This window comes from Anaerobacillus sp. 63XJN7_4_ISO-PGPR-S23-413 (genome assembly GCF_056173725.1).
The window spans coordinates 794,384-811,351 of the sequence record NZ_CM149688.1 but is presented as its reverse complement, the minus strand read 5'-3'; the positions used below and the strand labels follow the sequence as shown (position 1 = coordinate 811,351).

At 40.5% G+C, this 16,968-nt stretch carries 15 protein-coding genes; 4 read left to right on the top strand and 11 right to left on the bottom strand.

The annotated features are described in order from the left end of the window. Positions 1-44 precede the first annotated feature (44 nt). Entirely contained in the window at positions 45-3,212 is a 3,168-nt protein-coding gene (locus AC0VYO_RS04445) for a bifunctional cytochrome P450/NADPH--P450 reductase (RefSeq protein WP_475368478.1), read from the top strand. 55 nt (positions 3,213-3,267) lie between these two features. On the opposite strand, the gene dhaM is transcribed toward AC0VYO_RS04445, so the two are convergent. The 5 genes from dhaM to AC0VYO_RS04420 form a co-directional block, all read right to left on the bottom strand. Beyond that, positions 3,268-3,654, bottom strand: a complete 387-nt coding sequence (gene dhaM, locus AC0VYO_RS04440) for a dihydroxyacetone kinase phosphoryl donor subunit DhaM (protein ID WP_404682952.1) — start codon at positions 3,652-3,654, stop codon at positions 3,268-3,270. Then, positions 3,654-4,274, bottom strand: coding sequence for a dihydroxyacetone kinase subunit DhaL (dhaL, locus tag AC0VYO_RS04435; RefSeq protein ID WP_475366669.1), 621 nt, complete (start codon positions 4,272-4,274; stop codon positions 3,654-3,656). The genes dhaM and dhaL overlap by 1 nt, the downstream gene beginning before the upstream one ends. Before the next feature lie 12 nt (positions 4,275-4,286). Beyond that, the gene (gene dhaK / locus AC0VYO_RS04430; RefSeq protein WP_475368477.1) at positions 4,287-5,285 is read right to left on the bottom strand and encodes a dihydroxyacetone kinase subunit DhaK; all 999 of its coding nucleotides are present in this window, start codon (positions 5,283-5,285) and stop codon (positions 4,287-4,289) included. A gap of 128 nt (positions 5,286-5,413) precedes the next feature. Continuing rightward, on the bottom strand, positions 5,414-6,049 hold the full coding sequence (locus AC0VYO_RS04425) for a YczE/YyaS/YitT family protein (RefSeq protein WP_194220413.1): 636 nt from the start codon (positions 6,047-6,049) through the stop codon (positions 5,414-5,416). 319 nt (positions 6,050-6,368) lie between these two features. After that, entirely contained in the window at positions 6,369-7,181 is an 813-nt protein-coding gene (locus AC0VYO_RS04420) for an STAS domain-containing protein (RefSeq protein WP_475366667.1), read from the bottom strand. Positions 7,182-7,659: 478 nt separating this feature from the next. On the opposite strand from AC0VYO_RS04420, the gene AC0VYO_RS04415 reads away from it, so the two are divergent. Continuing rightward, entirely contained in the window at positions 7,660-7,860 is a 201-nt protein-coding gene (locus AC0VYO_RS04415; RefSeq protein ID WP_098442444.1) for a cold-shock protein, read from the top strand. Positions 7,861-7,936: 76 nt separating this feature from the next. Here AC0VYO_RS04415 and AC0VYO_RS04410 read toward each other — a convergent pair whose 3' ends face one another. From AC0VYO_RS04410 to AC0VYO_RS04395, 4 genes are all read right to left on the bottom strand, one after another. Next, positions 7,937-8,290, bottom strand: coding sequence for a cupin (locus AC0VYO_RS04410; protein ID WP_430243759.1), 354 nt, complete (start codon positions 8,288-8,290; stop codon positions 7,937-7,939). A 330-nt stretch (positions 8,291-8,620) separates the two neighbouring features. After that, positions 8,621-9,442: an MBL fold metallo-hydrolase gene (locus tag AC0VYO_RS04405; RefSeq protein ID WP_475368476.1), complete on the bottom strand. Its 822-nt coding sequence runs from the start codon at positions 9,440-9,442 to the stop codon at positions 8,621-8,623. A gap of 213 nt (positions 9,443-9,655) precedes the next feature. Then, entirely contained in the window at positions 9,656-11,614 is a 1,959-nt protein-coding gene (ltaS, locus tag AC0VYO_RS04400; RefSeq protein WP_475368475.1) for a lipoteichoic acid synthase, read from the bottom strand. Positions 11,615-12,047: 433 nt separating this feature from the next. Then, positions 12,048-13,532 carry an MDR family MFS transporter gene (locus AC0VYO_RS04395; protein ID WP_475366664.1) on the bottom strand — a complete coding sequence of 495 codons (1,485 nt, stop codon included), beginning with the start codon at positions 13,530-13,532 and terminating at the stop codon, positions 12,048-12,050. Positions 13,533-13,859: 327 nt separating this feature from the next. On the opposite strand from AC0VYO_RS04395, the gene AC0VYO_RS04390 reads away from it, so the two are divergent. Both AC0VYO_RS04390 and chrA read left to right on the top strand, forming a co-directional pair. Next, positions 13,860-14,168, top strand: a complete 309-nt coding sequence (locus AC0VYO_RS04390) for a PadR family transcriptional regulator (protein ID WP_475368474.1) — start codon at positions 13,860-13,862, stop codon at positions 14,166-14,168. A 12-nt stretch (positions 14,169-14,180) separates the two neighbouring features. Beyond that, positions 14,181-15,368 carry a chromate efflux transporter gene (gene chrA, locus AC0VYO_RS04385; RefSeq protein ID WP_475368473.1) on the top strand — a complete coding sequence of 396 codons (1,188 nt, stop codon included), beginning with the start codon at positions 14,181-14,183 and terminating at the stop codon, positions 15,366-15,368. A 64-nt stretch (positions 15,369-15,432) separates the two neighbouring features. Here chrA and AC0VYO_RS04380 read toward each other — a convergent pair whose 3' ends face one another. After that, positions 15,433-16,650, bottom strand: coding sequence for an NUDIX domain-containing protein (locus AC0VYO_RS04380; RefSeq protein WP_475366661.1), 1,218 nt, complete (start codon positions 16,648-16,650; stop codon positions 15,433-15,435). Between the two features lie 80 nt (positions 16,651-16,730). Then, on the bottom strand, positions 16,731-16,916 hold the full coding sequence (locus AC0VYO_RS04375; protein WP_194220403.1) for a hypothetical protein: 186 nt from the start codon (positions 16,914-16,916) through the stop codon (positions 16,731-16,733). Positions 16,917-16,968 lie beyond the last annotated feature (52 nt).

Genomic DNA, 16,968 nt, shown 5'->3' with positions numbered 1-16,968 from the left:
AATGAACGTTCATTCCGCTAATTTATAGATGAGGTGATTTAAACATGACTACTAAGAAATCGTTCCCACAGCCCCGAACATATGGACCTTTAGGAAGCATTCCTCTTATTGATAAAGAAAAACCTATTCAATCGTTTATGAAGCTAGCAAAAGAATTCGGGCCAATCTACCAATTTCAATTCCCTGGCCGCACAAGTACATTCGTTTCCAGCGCAGATCTTGTCGCTGAAATTACCGACGAGAAGCGGTTTGACAAAAAAATAGGCCCTGCCCTCCAAAAAGTTCGTGCTTTCGGTGGAGATGGTCTATTTACAAGCGAAACGGAAGAACCAAATTGGAAAAAAGCCCATAATATTCTTCTACCAAGCTTTAGCCAACAGGCCATGAAGGGCTATCATAATAAAATGGTTGATATTGCCACACAGCTTATTCAAAAATGGGCACGATTGAATCCTGATGAAGAGGTCGATGTATCTGAAGACATGACTCGCTTAACGCTTGATACCATTGGTCTTTGTGGATTCGACTTTCGTTTTAATAGCTTCTACAGAGAGAATAATCATGAATTTGTCGATGCTATGGTTCGTGCGCTAGATGAAGCAATGAATCAATCACAACGTCTCGGTGTTCAAGATAAGCTAATGGTAAGATCTAAAAAGCAGTTTCGAGAAGACATTGACTATATGTTCAATCTTGTCGATGACTTAATCGCCGATCGTAAGAAAAACGGGGATCAGGGTGAAGATGATCTTCTCTCTCATATGTTAAAAGGAAAAGACCCAGAGACAGGTGAACCTCTTGATGATAAAAACATTCGTTTCCAAATCATCACCTTTTTAATAGCTGGCCATGAAACTACCAGCGGTTTGCTTTCATTTACCCTTTACTACTTAATGAACAACCCTGACAAACTAGCAAAAGCCCAAGAAGAAGTCGATCGCGTTGTTGGAGATGGCATTCCTGACTATAAGCAAGTGAAACAGCTTAAATATGTCCGAATGATTTTAAATGAAACGCTTCGGTTATGGCCAACAGCTCCTGCGTTTACTCTTTATGCGAAAGAAGACACCACGTTAAACGGTGAATATGATGTGAAAAAAGGTGATGATTTCACACTTCTTTTACCAGAACTTCATCGTGATAAATCCATCTGGGGTGAAGATGTCGAATCATTTATTCCAGAGCGATTTGAAGATCCATCATCTATCCCTCAGCATGCTTTTAAACCATTTGGTAATGGACAGCGTGCTTGTATCGGACAACAGTTTTCTCTTCATGAATCTACGCTGTTGCTTGGTATGATCATCCAGAATTTCGACCTGATTGACCATGCGAATTATCAGCTAGAAGTAAAAGAAACATTAACACTAAAACCTGACGGCATGAAAATGAAGGTGAAACCAAGAAAAGATTCGATTTCTTTTGTAACTCAAGCTTCTGAGCCTGTTCAAAAAGATAAGAAAACTGCGCCAACACCCGTTGAAAATGCGCACGGCACTCCTCTTTTTGTCTTATATGGTTCAAACCTTGGCACCGCTGAAGGAATTGCACGTGACCTTGCTGAGACTGGTCGACAACAAGGCTTTAGCTCTCAAGTTGGGCCACTGAATGATTATGTGAATGAACTTCCACAGGACGGGGCTGTTCTGATTGTGTCTGCTTCCTATAACGGAAATCCTCCAGACAATGCGGATGAATTTGTACAGTGGCTCGATGAGATGGAAGATGGAGCAGTAAATGGTGTGCAATATGCTGTATTTGGTTGCGGTGACCGTAACTGGGCAAACACTTATCAACGTATTCCTTCTTTCATCGACGAGCAATTATCTCAAAAAGGTGCAAAGCGAATGGCTGAAACTGGATTTGGGGACGCAAGTGATGACTTTGAAGGCGATTATGAGAAATGGGAAGCAACGCTTTGGCCTAATCTCGCAGAAGCGATGAATATAGAACTAAATGAAAATAACGCAGAAAACAGCGCGATCTCTATGAGCTTCGTGAGTGGCGTAAGTGATACGCCTCTCGCTAGAACACATCATGCTTTCACTGCTATTATTAATCGAAATGTAGAATTACAGCATACAGAGAGCGGCAGAAGCACGCGCCACATTGAACTTATGCTTCCTGATGGCGCTTCATACCAGGAAGGTGATCATGTTGGTATCCTTCCACAAAACAGTGATAACATGGTTAACCGCGTCCTCGAGCGCTTCTCTTTAAATGGTCATGATCACGTGCTACTGACTGGAGATTCTGGTAAAGCAGCGCATCTTCCTACTGACAAACCAGTGAAACTCCAGGAACTTCTTTCTTCTTATGTAGAGCTTCAAGAACCAGCAACTCGTTCTCAAATACGTGCGCTAGCTGCACATACAGTTTGCCCACCGCATGTTGTGGAACTCGAGCAATTACTTGAAGATGACACATATAAAAAAGAAGTTCTTGAGAAACGCGTTACGATGCTTGAACTCGTTGAGGAGTACATGGCTTGTGAGATTCCATTTGAGCGATTCATTGCACTGCTTCCACCATTGAAAGCTCGCTACTACTCCATTTCTAGTTCTCCGCTTTACAAAGAGCGAGAAGCGAGCATGACTGTTAGTGTCGTTCGAGACACTGCATGGAATGGTAAAGGAGAGTACAAAGGTGTTGCCTCTAACTACCTGGCAACGCGTGAATTTGGTGACAAAGTGGCCTGCTTCATTAACACGCCACAGTCCAACTTCCAGCTTCCAGAAGATCCAGAAACACCAATGGTCTTAATTGGACCTGGAACTGGCATTGCGCCATTTAGAGGGTTCATTCAAGCACGTCGTGAATTAAGCAAGCAAGGCGTCAAGCTTGGTGCTGCTCACCTCTACTTCGGCTGTCGTAATCCTGAACATGATTACTTATACCAGGAAGAGCTAGAGCAAGCTGAAAAAGATGGACTTGTTACCCTTCACACTGCTTTCTCTCGTTGCCCTGGAAAAGAAAAAACGTATGTTCAACATCTTGTATCCGATAACGCTACAGAAGTTATTCCACTTCTAAAAGAAGGTGGACGCTTGTACGTTTGCGGCGACGGTAGCCACATGGCTCCTGAAGTTGAGCAAACGATGATCACAAGCTATCAATCAATGTATGAAACAACTGAGCAAGAAGCGATTCAATGGCTAGAAGAACTTGAGCGAGACGGCCGATATGCGAAAGACGTATGGGCTGGCGCTTAAAATTTAGAAAAACAGCGCATCCAGGCGGATGCGCTGTTTTTTTCAATTCTTCTTTTCACTGCACTTTCTTCATATCTTTTGCATGAACTGCTGATTTCACCACTTCATCTAGTGACTTGCCAAATCCAGCTTCCATTACCGCACTATAGGCGCCCTCAATCAATGGCGCATCTGCAATCTTGACGGAATGAGCATCCTCTATTAAATCGATCGCCATCTCTGCATTCATGACTGAGCTTCCGAAATCCACGAGAATAACGACGCCATCGCCATGGTCTGCCTTTTCAATAGAAGTTTGAATCTTAATAGCACTCGTTCCCATTTCACCATCATCTGTTCCTCCAGCATCGAGCACAGTAACTTCAGGCTGTGCTTCATCTAGCATCTTTTTCAATCCCTTTGAAATATCAGGACTATGTGATACTAAGACAAGACTGACCATTAAGCTTCACCGTCCTTATCGAGAACTGTCGCAAGGGATTCTATTAGATAATAAGAAGACTGCGCCCCCGCATCCTGTTTACCTTTTGATTTTTCTTTGTAGTAAGCCGCTCTGCCTTTCTTGGCTTCATACTCTTTTACATGCTCAAGCGCTTCCTTCGCCTTGTCGATCAAATGAGCAGGTGTAAGCTCATTTCCCTTCTCTTCCATTAACTCAATTACAGGTTCAAGTAAGTCGACCATCGTCTTCTCTTCACGCTCAGCCTTACCTCGTTTCTTCATTCCATCCACGCCAACTCGAAGACTTGAAGAAAGGTCGCTAATCTGCACTTCTGTTCCTTCTAACTGATTTCCAGCTTTCATGAAAAGAGTGCCGTAAAGCGGTCCTGAAGCACCGCCTATCTTAGACAACAGACTCGTTCCAACAGCCTTCAGTACTTTCCCTGGTTCATCCGTCTCTTCATTCAGCTGTTCGACAGCCGCCTTAAAGCCTCTTGTCATGTTAAGCCCATGATCTCCATCACCCAGTACCTGGTCAAGATCAGTTAGCTGTTCTTTATTCGATTCTATCTTTTTAGCAGACTCTTTGATCCATTGTCTAGCCATCTCTGCTGTAAACATACATGACCCTCCTTAGTCGTTTATCGTCCATGCAATCGTCTGACATGGGTTTGTCACGTATTTCTTTAGTTCATTCGTTAATTTTAGAACTGTTAAAGAAGCACCTGCCATTTCTAGGGCAGTCATATAGTTGCCCACTAACGTCAATTCCGATTTAATGCCTTTTTCCTTTAAGAGATCATGAATACGATTATTTAAAATGTATAGTTCCATTAATGGAGTTGCTCCCATTCCGTTCACAATGACCGCTATTTCACCGCCTTGTTTTAGTTCTAGTTCGGGTAGCACTTCTTCTACAAGACGCTCTGCCAATTCATCGGCCGAAACCAGTCCGATCGTTTCCATCCCAGGCTCACCATGAATACCAATTCCAAGCTCCATTTCATTTTCTTTAATATCAAATCCTGGATTTCCTGAGCCAGGAACCTGGGCCGGATGAAGCGCTGCGCCCATTGATCTGACATTTTGAACCACTTCCTCAGCAAGCGCTTTCACTTCTTCCAATGTTTTACCTTTTTGTGCCGCGGCCCCAGCAATCTTATGAACGAAAATAGTGCCCGCTACGCCTCTTCGACCTGTCGTATGAGTACTATCTTCCACCGCAACGTCATCATTTACAATCACCTGTTCGACAGATATCCCTTCGTCCTCTGCCATCTCGGTTGCCATTTCAAAGTTCATAACATCCCCGGTGTAGTTTTTTGTGATAAGGAGAACTCCAGCACCCTGATCAACCGCCTTAATCGCTTCTAAGATCTGATCTGGTGTAGGAGATGTAAACACTTCTCCACTCACAGCAGCATCAAGCATACCTTCTCCAACGAACCCCGCATGTGCAGGTTCATGTCCACTTCCGCCACCGCTAACAACACCTACTTTGTTTTCCGCCAGATTTTTTCTTACGAGAACTGTTGTACCTTCCAGTCTTTGATAGGATTCGGGATGAGCTTTCACCATTCCGTCCAGCATTTGGCTTACAACGTCGTCTGGTTGATTGATTATTTTCTTCATCAGTTTATCCCTCCCAGAATGGTTATACCCGTGTTTTAGATTTCGCAAAAGTCAAAATAAAAGGAAAGACCTCTCTCTATAAAAAAGACGCTTCTGTTTTTTCAGAAAAGCGCCTTTAACGTATGATTTTATAAATATTCTTCATGTGGTGCTTGCGCTGGGTATAGCACGTAATACAGCGGATAAGCTCTTTCATACCAGAACTGAATGATTGGGCCAAGTAAAAATACGAGTGCAATAGTCCCAACGCCGACAGGCCCTCCGATCATTAATGCAAGTGAAGCCATAACAACAGCCACAATCGTCTGTCCCATTTGTAAGCTAAGATTGAATCTAGAGCTAATAACGAGAAACAGCTGATCAAACGGTGCACGTGGAAACTGTGGCAATATATAGATAGCCACTCCTAGCCCAATCGCTCCCATCCCAGCAATAAGAATCGCTACTTTTGCCATCAGGGGTGCTGATGCTAACTGAACGGATGAAAATACAATCTCTAACCAGAAGTCCAAAATAAAACTTTCTAATATAATTGGTAAGATGGCTCCATACTCTGGCTTTTGTTTCATTAAATTCCCATTTAGGAATATAACCAGTATTTGAAATAAACCATACCAGAAACCAACTGTTAACCCAGCTAAATCGGAAAGACCTATAAAGAACGAAGTCCAAAATCCTGCGCCAAGCGTTGCATGAATAACTAGTGCAACACCAAAGAAGTTAATAAACATACCTAGAAGATAAACCGTAATTCGATAAAACATTACGACCTCCTCCCTTCCACTAAAAATAAAGAAAATCTGATAGCATGACGCTTAGAGAAAGCATCTTAATTCCCTCTTCTGACTGGCTAAGCCAATCAGGCGTTGCATACCGCCTGTCCTTTGAGACGACATGTTCATACTTTTGGAAGAGAGGATCTTACTAAGATTTTTCGAGACCATTTTATTAGCGATTGACTTCAACGTCAATCGATTTTACTTTAAAAAAACATTCCAATTTTTTCGTTAGTACAAAAAAATACTGCCCGTATTGGACAGCATTACATTATGGATTATTTAGTATAATCTTGCTCATCTATTCTTAAAAAATATGCTTAGCAAGAGCCTGTTTTAACGTACTATGTGTTTGGATGGAAGAAAAATCGATTCCGAGATGAATCATTGTTTGAGCAACTTCTGGTCTTATACCTGCCAAAATCCCTTTCACTCCTAGAAGTTCAAGTGAATAAATAATGTTAAAGATGTTATTTGCGACCATCGTATCCACGATGGTTACGCCAGAAAGATCAATAAATAAATGCGTTAATCGTTTTTCAGTTGATTCTCTTAGAGCTGTTTCCATCAGAAGACTCGCACGATGCGTATCAATATCGCCAACAATTGGTAATACTGCAACACCATCAAGAATCGGAACAACCGGTACAGAAAGCTCAAGAAAAACTTCCTGTGCATGGCTAAGCGTATTCTTAAATGATTCCACGTATGCTGTGCTATAGGCATAAACAGCATGATCAAGCAAGTTATCAATGATTTTCCCTACTCTAAAAACACTTTGGACAGTATGATTCGCTTCGATCGTCACAAGTTCAACCACCGACCAAATAGCCTGTCGAACTTCTGAAGTATTTTTTAGTGACTGATCTAACTCAGAGCCGTATTGAACGGCAAGCTCCCCCGTGTCTCTTCCCCACTTTGTTAATCGCGGCATTGTTGTTTCTAAACCACTTAGAATCGCATCTGCGCAAAGCTGAACAAGCTCAGTATGTAATTGCAATGCTTCTGCGTTATCAGCGCCTGGCTTAAGTAAGCCTTTGGCAATATCTAACTTTCTTGCTTCTAGCTGCTTCCCAATCATTTGAACTTCCTGTTCAATGATCGATTCTTGAACTGGCATATCTTCAACCTCCGATGATAAATCGAATCTCTTCTCTATAATAGATGAACCTATTTCATTTTACATTAAAAATTTCATTCCATCTTCATTAATATTTGTAGGTACGGTCGATAGTCACAGTTGGTTTGAGGTTCTTTTACAACCTATGACGACCAATTGCTTCACACAAATAATATTTGATTAGAATTTTTACCATATCTTCATTGGTAGAACGACACTAAGAGTCTGTTTGATCAATGTTTTTCACTAACTAACAGTATACGAACATACCTATACAGTACTTTGTTTGGAAGTAAAAAAGAACGATTTTTCAGAAGAGGTTTGCTTTTTTTGGGAGACGTGTTATACTAAGGTTAATTATTGTTGTTCGGTACTGATTATTAAAGAGCAGGCTACTTTAGGAAGTACTTACATCTCAAATGATTATGTAGAGCAGTAATAGTAATATTTGTGCAAAATGCACTTGGAGGATACACACATGAACAAAGGTACAGTAAAATGGTTTAACGCAGAAAAAGGTTTTGGCTTCATCGAAGTTGAAGGCGGAGACGACGTATTCGTACATTTCTCAGCTATTCAAGGCGAAGGTTTCAAAACTCTTGAAGAAGGTCAAACAGTTACTTTTGACACTGAGCAAGGTAACCGCGGACCACAAGCTACTAACGTAGTTAAAGCGTAAATCATATAGAAAAAGCTCTTCCCCGGTGGAAGAGCTTTTTTATTATCTTTTTAACTGTTCTTTCTTACACTTCCGGTTACTCCTTCTCCTTCATAAATAACTCTGGATCCATTTCCCCTTCGATCGCAATGGCAGTCAATCCATTCTCTGATGTGGTCTCATGCCATTCGTCTATATTCCAAAAAACAGCATCTCCTTCTCGTACTTTTATTAACTCATCCTCTTCTCCTCTCACAATACCTTCACCTTTGATGATTAACAATAATTGAGGCGTCACAGCTTGATGGAACCCAATTATCCCTTCTTTGTCTAAATACATAACTCCAATATGTACGCTTCCCTCTGTTTGTGAAATTCGGGACATGATGAAGTTTGATCCGAACTTCGTTATTTCTTTTCCTGCCGATTCACCAAAATGATAAATCTTCATATGTGCTACCTCCTCATATAGACCTAGCACCTTCATCTTTTCTACAGTAGCTTTGAAGGACCGTTCTATATTACCATAGTAATGTTTTATTTCCACTTATTCCTATTTTGAAACCTCCTTACATTACTCATTCCCCTCCTCATTCGGTCATTCTTCTAACCGTATTCGATTAATAATGGAATTTCCCTGCTAATTTGTACTTTACCAAGGCTATAAACATTATTGATTTTATGACCATTTACACTCGATTGAGCCAATAATCGAGAATCAACAGTATAAACTACCAAAGCTTTTACAAAAGAAAACCTCCTTTATAAGGAGGCTTTCTCTTCACGTATGAAACAACTTACCTTCAAGCGCTTTTATATATCGAGTCGCCGATAGCTGAACAGATTGATCAGCATTGAATTTCACACTACGATGAAACGCATTGTATAGTCGATCATATTTTAACGACTTCACCTTTCGGGCCATCTCTTCTACCTTTAATGCTGGCAAAGGGATGAGGTTTGGATAGCTATACATAAAGCTTACCCACTCCTGATCAGCTACTACTTGAATAATGTCTCCAGTTAAGAGCAAGCCCCTTCCTTCATTACCTTCTGGTACATGAAGAACTGCTCCTCCTAGGAAATGGCCGCCAAGGCGATAAATTGTTAAATCCGAAGTTAGCTTTAATTCCTCCCCGCTCCAAAAACGAATCATTTCAGACTCTCTCATCACCCACTCAGAGTCATCTTCATGAATGTAAATGGGAACGTTAAAGGCTTCTGCCCATTCGACTTGTGCAGAGTAATAATGGGGATGTGAAAGAGCAATTGCATCTAAGCCACCAAGATCATTTATCTTTTGGATAGTATCCGCATCAATATAAGAAATGCAATCCCAAAGCAGATTAAATCCCTTACTCTGAATGTAGTATGCTGTTTGTCCAATCCCAAAAGTGGGTGCTGTCGTCACACTATATAGTCCTTTTTCTTCCTCAATGATCTGGTTTTGAAATTGAGCTGCTTGCATTTCCTCCATTGTTGTCCACTCTTGCCCTTCAGGGTTAACGTATTGCCTTTCTTCTTTACATATGGGGCATGTATCTGGATTCTTTTCCATCAGCTCATATTGCGTCCCACAAGTGATACAGATCGGTCGCTTCATTCCTATCTCCCTTTTTCCAAAGATTGATATCTATATGGAAATAATAACCTACTTAAAGCAACAAAAACTCTAGCTATTTACTTATTTTCATCTACAACTTTAGATGGAGATAGGCTATGTTTAACTTGAATAAGCCAAAAACGTGGTTCAACAGGATGCACCAATGTTGCACATAAAAAAGCAACCTGCCACATAAGGCAGGTTGCTTTGTCATTATTTCTGTTCTTTTTCTTGAGCTGGATCTTCTTGTACTGGTTCCATTTGATCCACAGTATAGTTGTAATCGTTACGATTAACAGGAGTGAAGCCTTCAGGTTCATAGAAACGAAGTAGGTCACCATAGACGACTTTGTCTGATAGTTCCAGTGACTCTTCGACAAACTGTCCTGCCTGCTCACATGCCTCAGCGTCTACTTTTTCTCCTGTAGGATTCGCATAGCATTTCTCGTTGACAGATGTTACTTCTGGTGTTACAAAATCGCCATTTCGGAAAGGTACAATCTCACGGTGATCTTCTGAAAGAAGATCGGATCCGAATGAGATAAAATCATCTGTTTCAACACCTAGTAGGTGAAGAACCGTATCACGAACGTCCATATGACCACCATATTCATGTACTTGCTTTCCTTCTACGCCAGGGGCTGTAATGAAAAGAGGGACACGCTGTAATTGAGCATTTTCATATGCGCCGACCTCTTCTCCCATTACCTCTGACATCGCCGTATTATGGTTATTAGAAATACCATAATGGTCACCATACATGACAATCATTGTATTATCGTAAAGACCTGATTCTTTCAAATCATTAAAGAATTGTTCAATCGACTCATCCATATATTTAGCTGTTTGGAAATAGCCATTTACGACTGAGTCATTTGTTTCAGGTGTTGGGAAATCAACATCACCTTCGTCCATAGTAAACGGAAAGTGGTTTGATAAAGTAAGCATTTTCGCTTCAAACGGTTGTTCTAGACTTTCAAGATATGGAATGGATTGTTCAAAGAACGGCTTATCTTTAAGACCATAGTTATGAACATCTTCTTCATTCATATCGTAATAACTTGAATCAAAGAATTTCTGAATACCAAATGACTTATACATTTCATCACGGTTCCAGAATGTTTTCCCATTACCGTGTAGGGAAGCTGTGGAATAACCTTTTTGTTCAAGAATCGCAGGCTGTGCCTGGTAAGTGTTACGCGCTTTTTCCATTGCTACTGATCCACTTGGTAATGGATAGAGAGAATTCGCCATCATAAATTCTGCGTCAGACGTTTTCCCCTGACCAACCTGGTGGAAGAAATTATCAAAATAGAACGTATTCTGATCTTCAATAAGACTATTTAAGAATGGTGTTACTTCCTGACCATCTACTTCTCTTCCGATCACGAAACTTTGAAGTGATTCTAATGAAATGTAAATCACATTCATCCCTTCAGCCTTACCGAAATACTCTGGGTTTGGTTCTGTACGGTTTGCTTCTACGAAGTTTCTTACGTCCGTTAAGTCATCGCTACTTGCGAATGCACTCTGAGAGCTTGACTTAACTGTCGTCACGGCATCAAAGATTTGGTAATTGAACTGCCCAAGATACTTCACAATATACGTACGATCAAAAGCACGCGTTAGTAATTCAGGACGATCAGCTTCAGCAAGCCCCAGGTTCACTGTAAAGAATACTGCTGCTGATGCGAAAACAAGCGCGATTTTCTTCTTTTTCATCGCTACTTGTGGCTTGATAACTTTAAACAAAATCAAGCTAAGAATAAGCAGTGTATCAATGAAATAGAAAGCATCCGAGAACTGCATTAAAGCAAAAGCACTATCTTTTAATTCTCCTGCATCATTCGTATGCATCACAGTCGGTAGTGTAATAAAGTCATTAAAGAATCGGTAGTACACAACGTTTGCATAGAGAATAAATGAAAGTACAAAATCAATAATGAGGATTGCCCATGCTCGTTTACGTCCTTTAAAGAACAGCGCAAATCCAAAGAATAGAAGTAATGAACTAATTGGGTTTAAGACTAATAGGAACGATTGCATACCATTTTGAATTCCAAGATCAAATTCAGTCTGATAGACAGCGTACATTTTTAACCAGAATAATAGAATCACGCCAATGAACAGTGTCCATGGCTTATTAATCTGACTGCTTAATTTATTTCGCATGTCAGTTGAAGACCTCCTTGTATGTGATACAAATATCTTTTTAATCTATTTTAATTGTAAATTTGTAAATTCTTTTTAAATCCTAATACTTGAGTATAATACTCCCTAGAAAATTTAATGTCAACTTCCACTCTAGGAGAGCATAAATCATTGTCCTTTTATGAAAACGTTCTTTTAACACATTAGTAAAGTTACCTCGCAAATCGTAACCCTACTGTTAAAGAATAGAGAAAATAAGGAAAGGAGCATACATTATTTGGGATGTAAATGTAAAATACCTCCATTAATTTCTTTCTCTTTCTTAAACTCATTTAAACCATCTACATCTTTTCAATTATATTACATTTTCACTTTCTACAAAAAAGCATAAAGTCGCATATTTGGTTACAGAGTTGTGACAACTAAAAAAAGCGCCTCAAGAGAGACGCTTTTCTTATTCATTTACAGCTTGTGCTTCAGGTTGCCCTGTTTGATCTTCAGGTAATGCTTTTCGAATAAAGAGAGCCACTAAGAAACCAACTATAGCAAATCCAAATGCTACAAGATAGACAAGTTCAACTCCTGATACGAGTGACTCGCTAATGGTTTGTGGGTTTGCTGGGTTTGAAGCATTATCGAGATAAGTCTGTTGTCGCGTTGTCATGATGCTAATGAAAACAGAGACACCGATCGCTCCTGAAACAGGTTGTAGCGTGTTCATAATGGCCGTGCCATGCGGATAAAGTTTTTTCGGAAGACCATTTAATCCATTCGTTTGAGCTGGCATCATGATCGCTGAAATCGATAGCATGAGTAAGATGTAAGTTACAACGATTAATGTAATCGATGTATTTATCCCTAGCTTACTAAATGTAAACATCACACCAACAAGGACAAACGTTGCTGGGATAATTAGTTTTCTTGGACCAAACTTATCAAATAATTTCCCCATCACCGGTGACATCAGTCCATTTAACAGCGCTCCCGGAAGGAGAATTAACCCTGCCGTTTGAGGAGTTAATGCTAGCGGTCCTTGCATGTACATCGGAAGGATAATTTCTGATGAGAACATGGCCATAATGATGATGATAAACAACAATACGGCTACAGTGAACATCGGATATTTAAACACTCGCACATCCAGCATCGGCTCTTCTAATTTCAGCTGCCTGATCACAAAAATAACGAGGGAGATAACTCCAATAACGAGAGGATAAAAGACTTGTGGTGCTAAATAGCCAACCTCTCCCTCTCCGGCAAAGCTAAACGCTAGAACAATTCCCCCAAATCCAATAGTAGATAAAAGGATGGAAAGCACATCTACTTTTGGCTTTGTTACCTCTCCAACATTTTTTAGGAATTTATAGCCAAATGCGATTGAAAATAACGCGAATGGAATAACCGTAATAAAGAGATAACGCCAGCCGAGCTGATCGACGATAATGCCTGAAAGAGTTGGTCCAATTGCAGGAGCAAACATAATAACAAGCCCAACTGTCCCCATAACAGTACCGCGTCGTTCTGGCGGGAATATAAGAAGAAACGTGTTAAAAATAATTGGAATTAATAATCCAGTACCAACTGCTTGTAAAAGCCTTCCGCTTAAGAGAACGCCGAAAGTTGGCGCGATCGCACATATGACCGTTCCTATTGTAAATACGGTCATCGTGCCGATAAACATCTGTCTCGTTGTAAACGACTGAAGAAGAAGAGCCGAGATTGGAGTTAATATCCCCATCACAAGCAAGAATCCTGTAGCCATCCATTGAACTGTGGCAGGCGTTACACTAAATTTCTCCATTAAAGTAGTTAACGCGATATTCAAAAGTGTTTCATTTAAGATGGCAAAAAACGCTCCGATTATAAGAGAGATCATGACTGGTTTGACGTTGAAATTCGGATCGTCAGCCAAGAATTCGTATGTTTGTTTTTCCTCCATCTATTCCCCTCCTTTTTCTATGACGGTTGCGTACAAAAAGATGTATTTCTATTAGGATTTACCGTTCAAATGTCTTCTAAACAACAGTCCATATCTTACTATACCTGAAGAAGTAATAAAAGAAATTAGCTTATTCTTTCTTTTAAGATTAGGATTTATTGAATCAGCTTACTGCTCCTTCACTCCAATACTTATCAGAACGAAATATTAAAGGTTTGTAAATAAGCTTGGCAAGACCTTGTTTAACTTCCTACTCCACTATACAATAATAGCGATACCAATATCGCAATTCGATATCGATTTGCAATATCAGAGAGGTGGCTACTTTTGGATAATAAAATTCTGCGAAAGCTTTTTCTAGGCTTCATTCAAACCCATATTCTCCATCATGCTAAGGAAGAACCGATATATGGAACCTGGATGCTTGAAGAACTGCGTGAACATGGCTATGAAATGAGCTCGGGGACCTTATACCCGATCCTTCACAGTATGGAGAAAGACGAACTGCTGACCAAAGCAGAAAGCAACGTAAATGGGAAAATTCGAAAATACTATCGCACGACCGATAAAGGTGAACAAGTCTTAGCAGAAGCTCAATCAAAAGCCTATGAGCTATTTAAAGAAATTAAAGACTAACGGAGGACAAACATGCCTGGTAAACATAGCTTCAAAACATTTATTGAAATACTTCTTGTATCATCGCGACTTGGTCTTACTTCATTCGGAGGGCCAGTTGCTCATCTTGCCTATTTTAAAAATGAATATGTCGATCGAAAAAAGTGGCTTGATGATAAAATGTACGCTGACATTATTGCTCTTTGTCAATTTTTGCCTGGACCTGCAAGTAGTCAGGTAGGAATTGCAATCGGAATGATGCGCGGCGGGATGCTCGGTGGTTTCCTATCCTGGTTTGGCTTCACGATCCCATCCATTCTTATTCTTGTCATCTTCGCCATGCTTTATGAAACCTTCTCACTCGGAGATGGGATTTTCATTCATAGTTTAAAAATTGTCGCGGCTGCTGTCGTTCTACATGCCATCATTGGCCTAGGAAAGAAACTCACACCTGACCGAACGAGAATCGCGATCGCATTAGCGGCAGCACTCATTATGCTCCTCTATCCCTCAGCATGGATGCAACTCCTTATTATCGTAGGCGCTGGACTGCTTGGGTTACGTCTTTTCAATGATAAGACAGAATCTAACGTAAAACCGTTTCCTGTTTCTTTATCAAAAAAAGTTGGTGTATGTGCGCTTATCCTTTTAGTAACGCTTTTAATCGCATTACCTATACTCAACCGGTTTACCGATAACGCTCTGCTTCATTTATTTGACATGTTCTTTCGAGTTGGAGCGCTTGTATTCGGCGGTGGTCATGTTGTGCTTCCGATGATCGAACGCGAAATTGTTCCACAGGGACTTCTCTCAGCTGATCAATTTCTAGCTGGTTATGGGATGGCCCAGGCTGTTCCAGGTCCACTATTTACTTTCGCTAGCTACCTGGGTACGATGCTAGAAGGGTTTACAGGTGCTATTGTCGTCACAGTCGCAATTTTCTTACCGTCTTTCCTTTTGATCACGGCAGCACTCCCTTTTCTAAACGAGTTACGAAAACGCGCTTCTTTTCAAAAAATATTAATCGGCGTGAACGCGAGCGTTGTCGGAATACTATTGGCTGCCTTTTATGATCCCGTTTTCAAAAGTGCCATAATAAAAGGAGAAGACTTTGCCCTTGCAGCGATTTTATTCGCTCTCCTTTCAATTTGGAAACTCCCAGCATGGATGATCGTTTTAATCGGAGTTATCGGTGGTTATGTGATTCAGCTTATAAGTTAATGAAAGAAGACGTCGCAATAGCGACGTCTTCTTTCATTAACCATCGTTACTTCCATGTGAGTCTTTATTGATCACTTGGCATCAAACCATCTTCACATATGGTAATGTCCCACGCTAAAATCGTCGTACTGTCTCTTACATTCTTATTCTTTATTTCCTCTAATAACCTATGGATATCCTCCTTAATAAAATCGCCCTTCAATCGATCGATCACTTCCTCTGATTGATGAAAATTCGAATTCGGACATTCAAGAAGTCCATCCGTTGTTAAAAAGATACGATTTATACCTTTTCTCAGCTCCTTTGTTCCTGTGCTAAAGCATGGAACGATCGTATCAAAGGTGTTCACTTCACCAATCCACTCATAGAAACTGCGATGGTTTTGAATCGCTTCCCCAAGCCCCTCTAAATCTGCATGCAATAGAAACAACAAACAATCCCCAACTGAGAACCACCATAAATACTTGCCTTTTCTAACAACGAGCAAGCATGCCGTTTCTCCTTCTACTTCCCTGCATTTTTGTTTAAAGTCTTCATCTTGGAAAAGCGCTAAGACTGTTGGCTGCAATTCACTCATCGCTTCTCTCGTTTCTTTGGCTATAATGCTTGAGATAGTCGAACGGTTCCGCTCAAACTCATCTAGAATTAGCCCTGCACTACTGGCGGTTTTATGCGCATCTAAAACCATGGCTAATTCCCAATCAACACCATTCCAAACAAGACATCCATCTTCGTTCTTCGTTTGACCAGCTGATGAATTTCCACCAAATCGCCCCACGTGAACTTTCCCAACTTGAGAACACGAGGGCTCATCTAGATATGCTTTCTCACTACCTACCCATCGTATACTGTTTCCTTCACTACGGTTATTCTCACTGAGCTCCGTTTCACCCTTATGGATTGCAAGAGATTGGGCCAGTTCTTCCGGATATACATTCAAAGTCTTTAATTTAGCTAACGATACCCAAACAGCCTTATACGTTCCACGACGATAATCAGCCGTCATAAATTCATCGCCTGATCCGCTTCCAAAATCCCCCTGAATAATACTAGCCTTATAGTAATAATTTTCTCTATCCTGGAGGGTACAATATAGCTCTGACAGCTGTACCTCCACACCAAGCTCTTCAACAGCTTCTCTTCTTGCAGCTTGTTCAGGCGTTTCGTTAGTCTCAATCCCGCCACCTGGAATCACATAATATACTTTCCCATTTCGCTTTCGCTCTATTAGCGCGATCTGATTATTCTCGATAAGAATAACTCCCGCTCTTTTTCTTAACACTAATGTTCCCCCTTAATCCGACTGCTTTAACATACTTACAACATTCGTAACTCAAGGGGGAACCTCCTTCTTTCTTTATATTATTGAAGACTCCCCTTACAAAAACTGCATATTTCATAAGATTTTTTTTCAACCAGTTTTCGAAGATACAAAGGGTCATGTGTCCCCTCCCTTTCTTGAACTGGAGTAGTATGGAATTCACATTGATCTCCAGCGAAAGGCGTGCGATGAATCACTCGTTTTGAGTGATCAATTAAATATTTCATCATTTTCCTCCTTGAATCATTTTTGGATGATAGGTACTTAACAAACTAGGAA

Bases quoted from the DNA above. Each gene is read 5' to 3' on its own strand.
- AC0VYO_RS04445 (WP_475368478.1), top strand. From the start codon at position 45: ATGACTACTAAGAAATCGTTCCCACAGCCCCGAACATATGGACCTTTA.
- dhaL (WP_475366669.1), bottom strand. From the start codon at position 4,274: ATGTTTACAGCAGAGATGGCTAGACAATGGATCAAAGAGTCTGCTAAA.
- AC0VYO_RS04420 (WP_475366667.1), bottom strand. From the start codon at position 7,181: ATGCCAGTTCAAGAATCGATCATTGAACAGGAAGTTCAAATGATTGGG.
- dhaM (WP_404682952.1), bottom strand. From the start codon at position 3,654: ATGGTCAGTCTTGTCTTAGTATCACATAGTCCTGATATTTCAAAGGGA.
- dhaK (WP_475368477.1), bottom strand. From the start codon at position 5,285: ATGAAGAAAATAATCAATCAACCAGACGACGTTGTAAGCCAAATGCTG.
- AC0VYO_RS04395 (WP_475366664.1), bottom strand. From the start codon at position 13,532: ATGGAGGAAAAACAAACATACGAATTCTTGGCTGACGATCCGAATTTC.
- AC0VYO_RS04375 (WP_194220403.1), bottom strand. From the start codon at position 16,916: ATGAAATATTTAATTGATCACTCAAAACGAGTGATTCATCGCACGCCT.
- ltaS (WP_475368475.1), bottom strand. From the start codon at position 11,614: ATGCGAAATAAATTAAGCAGTCAGATTAATAAGCCATGGACACTGTTC.
- AC0VYO_RS04415 (WP_098442444.1), top strand. From the start codon at position 7,660: ATGAACAAAGGTACAGTAAAATGGTTTAACGCAGAAAAAGGTTTTGGC.
- AC0VYO_RS04425 (WP_194220413.1), bottom strand. From the start codon at position 6,049: ATGTTTTATCGAATTACGGTTTATCTTCTAGGTATGTTTATTAACTTC.
- AC0VYO_RS04405 (WP_475368476.1), bottom strand. From the start codon at position 9,442: ATGAAGCGACCGATCTGTATCACTTGTGGGACGCAATATGAGCTGATG.
- AC0VYO_RS04410 (WP_430243759.1), bottom strand. From the start codon at position 8,290: ATGAAGATTTATCATTTTGGTGAATCGGCAGGAAAAGAAATAACGAAG.
- chrA (WP_475368473.1), top strand. From the start codon at position 14,181: ATGCCTGGTAAACATAGCTTCAAAACATTTATTGAAATACTTCTTGTA.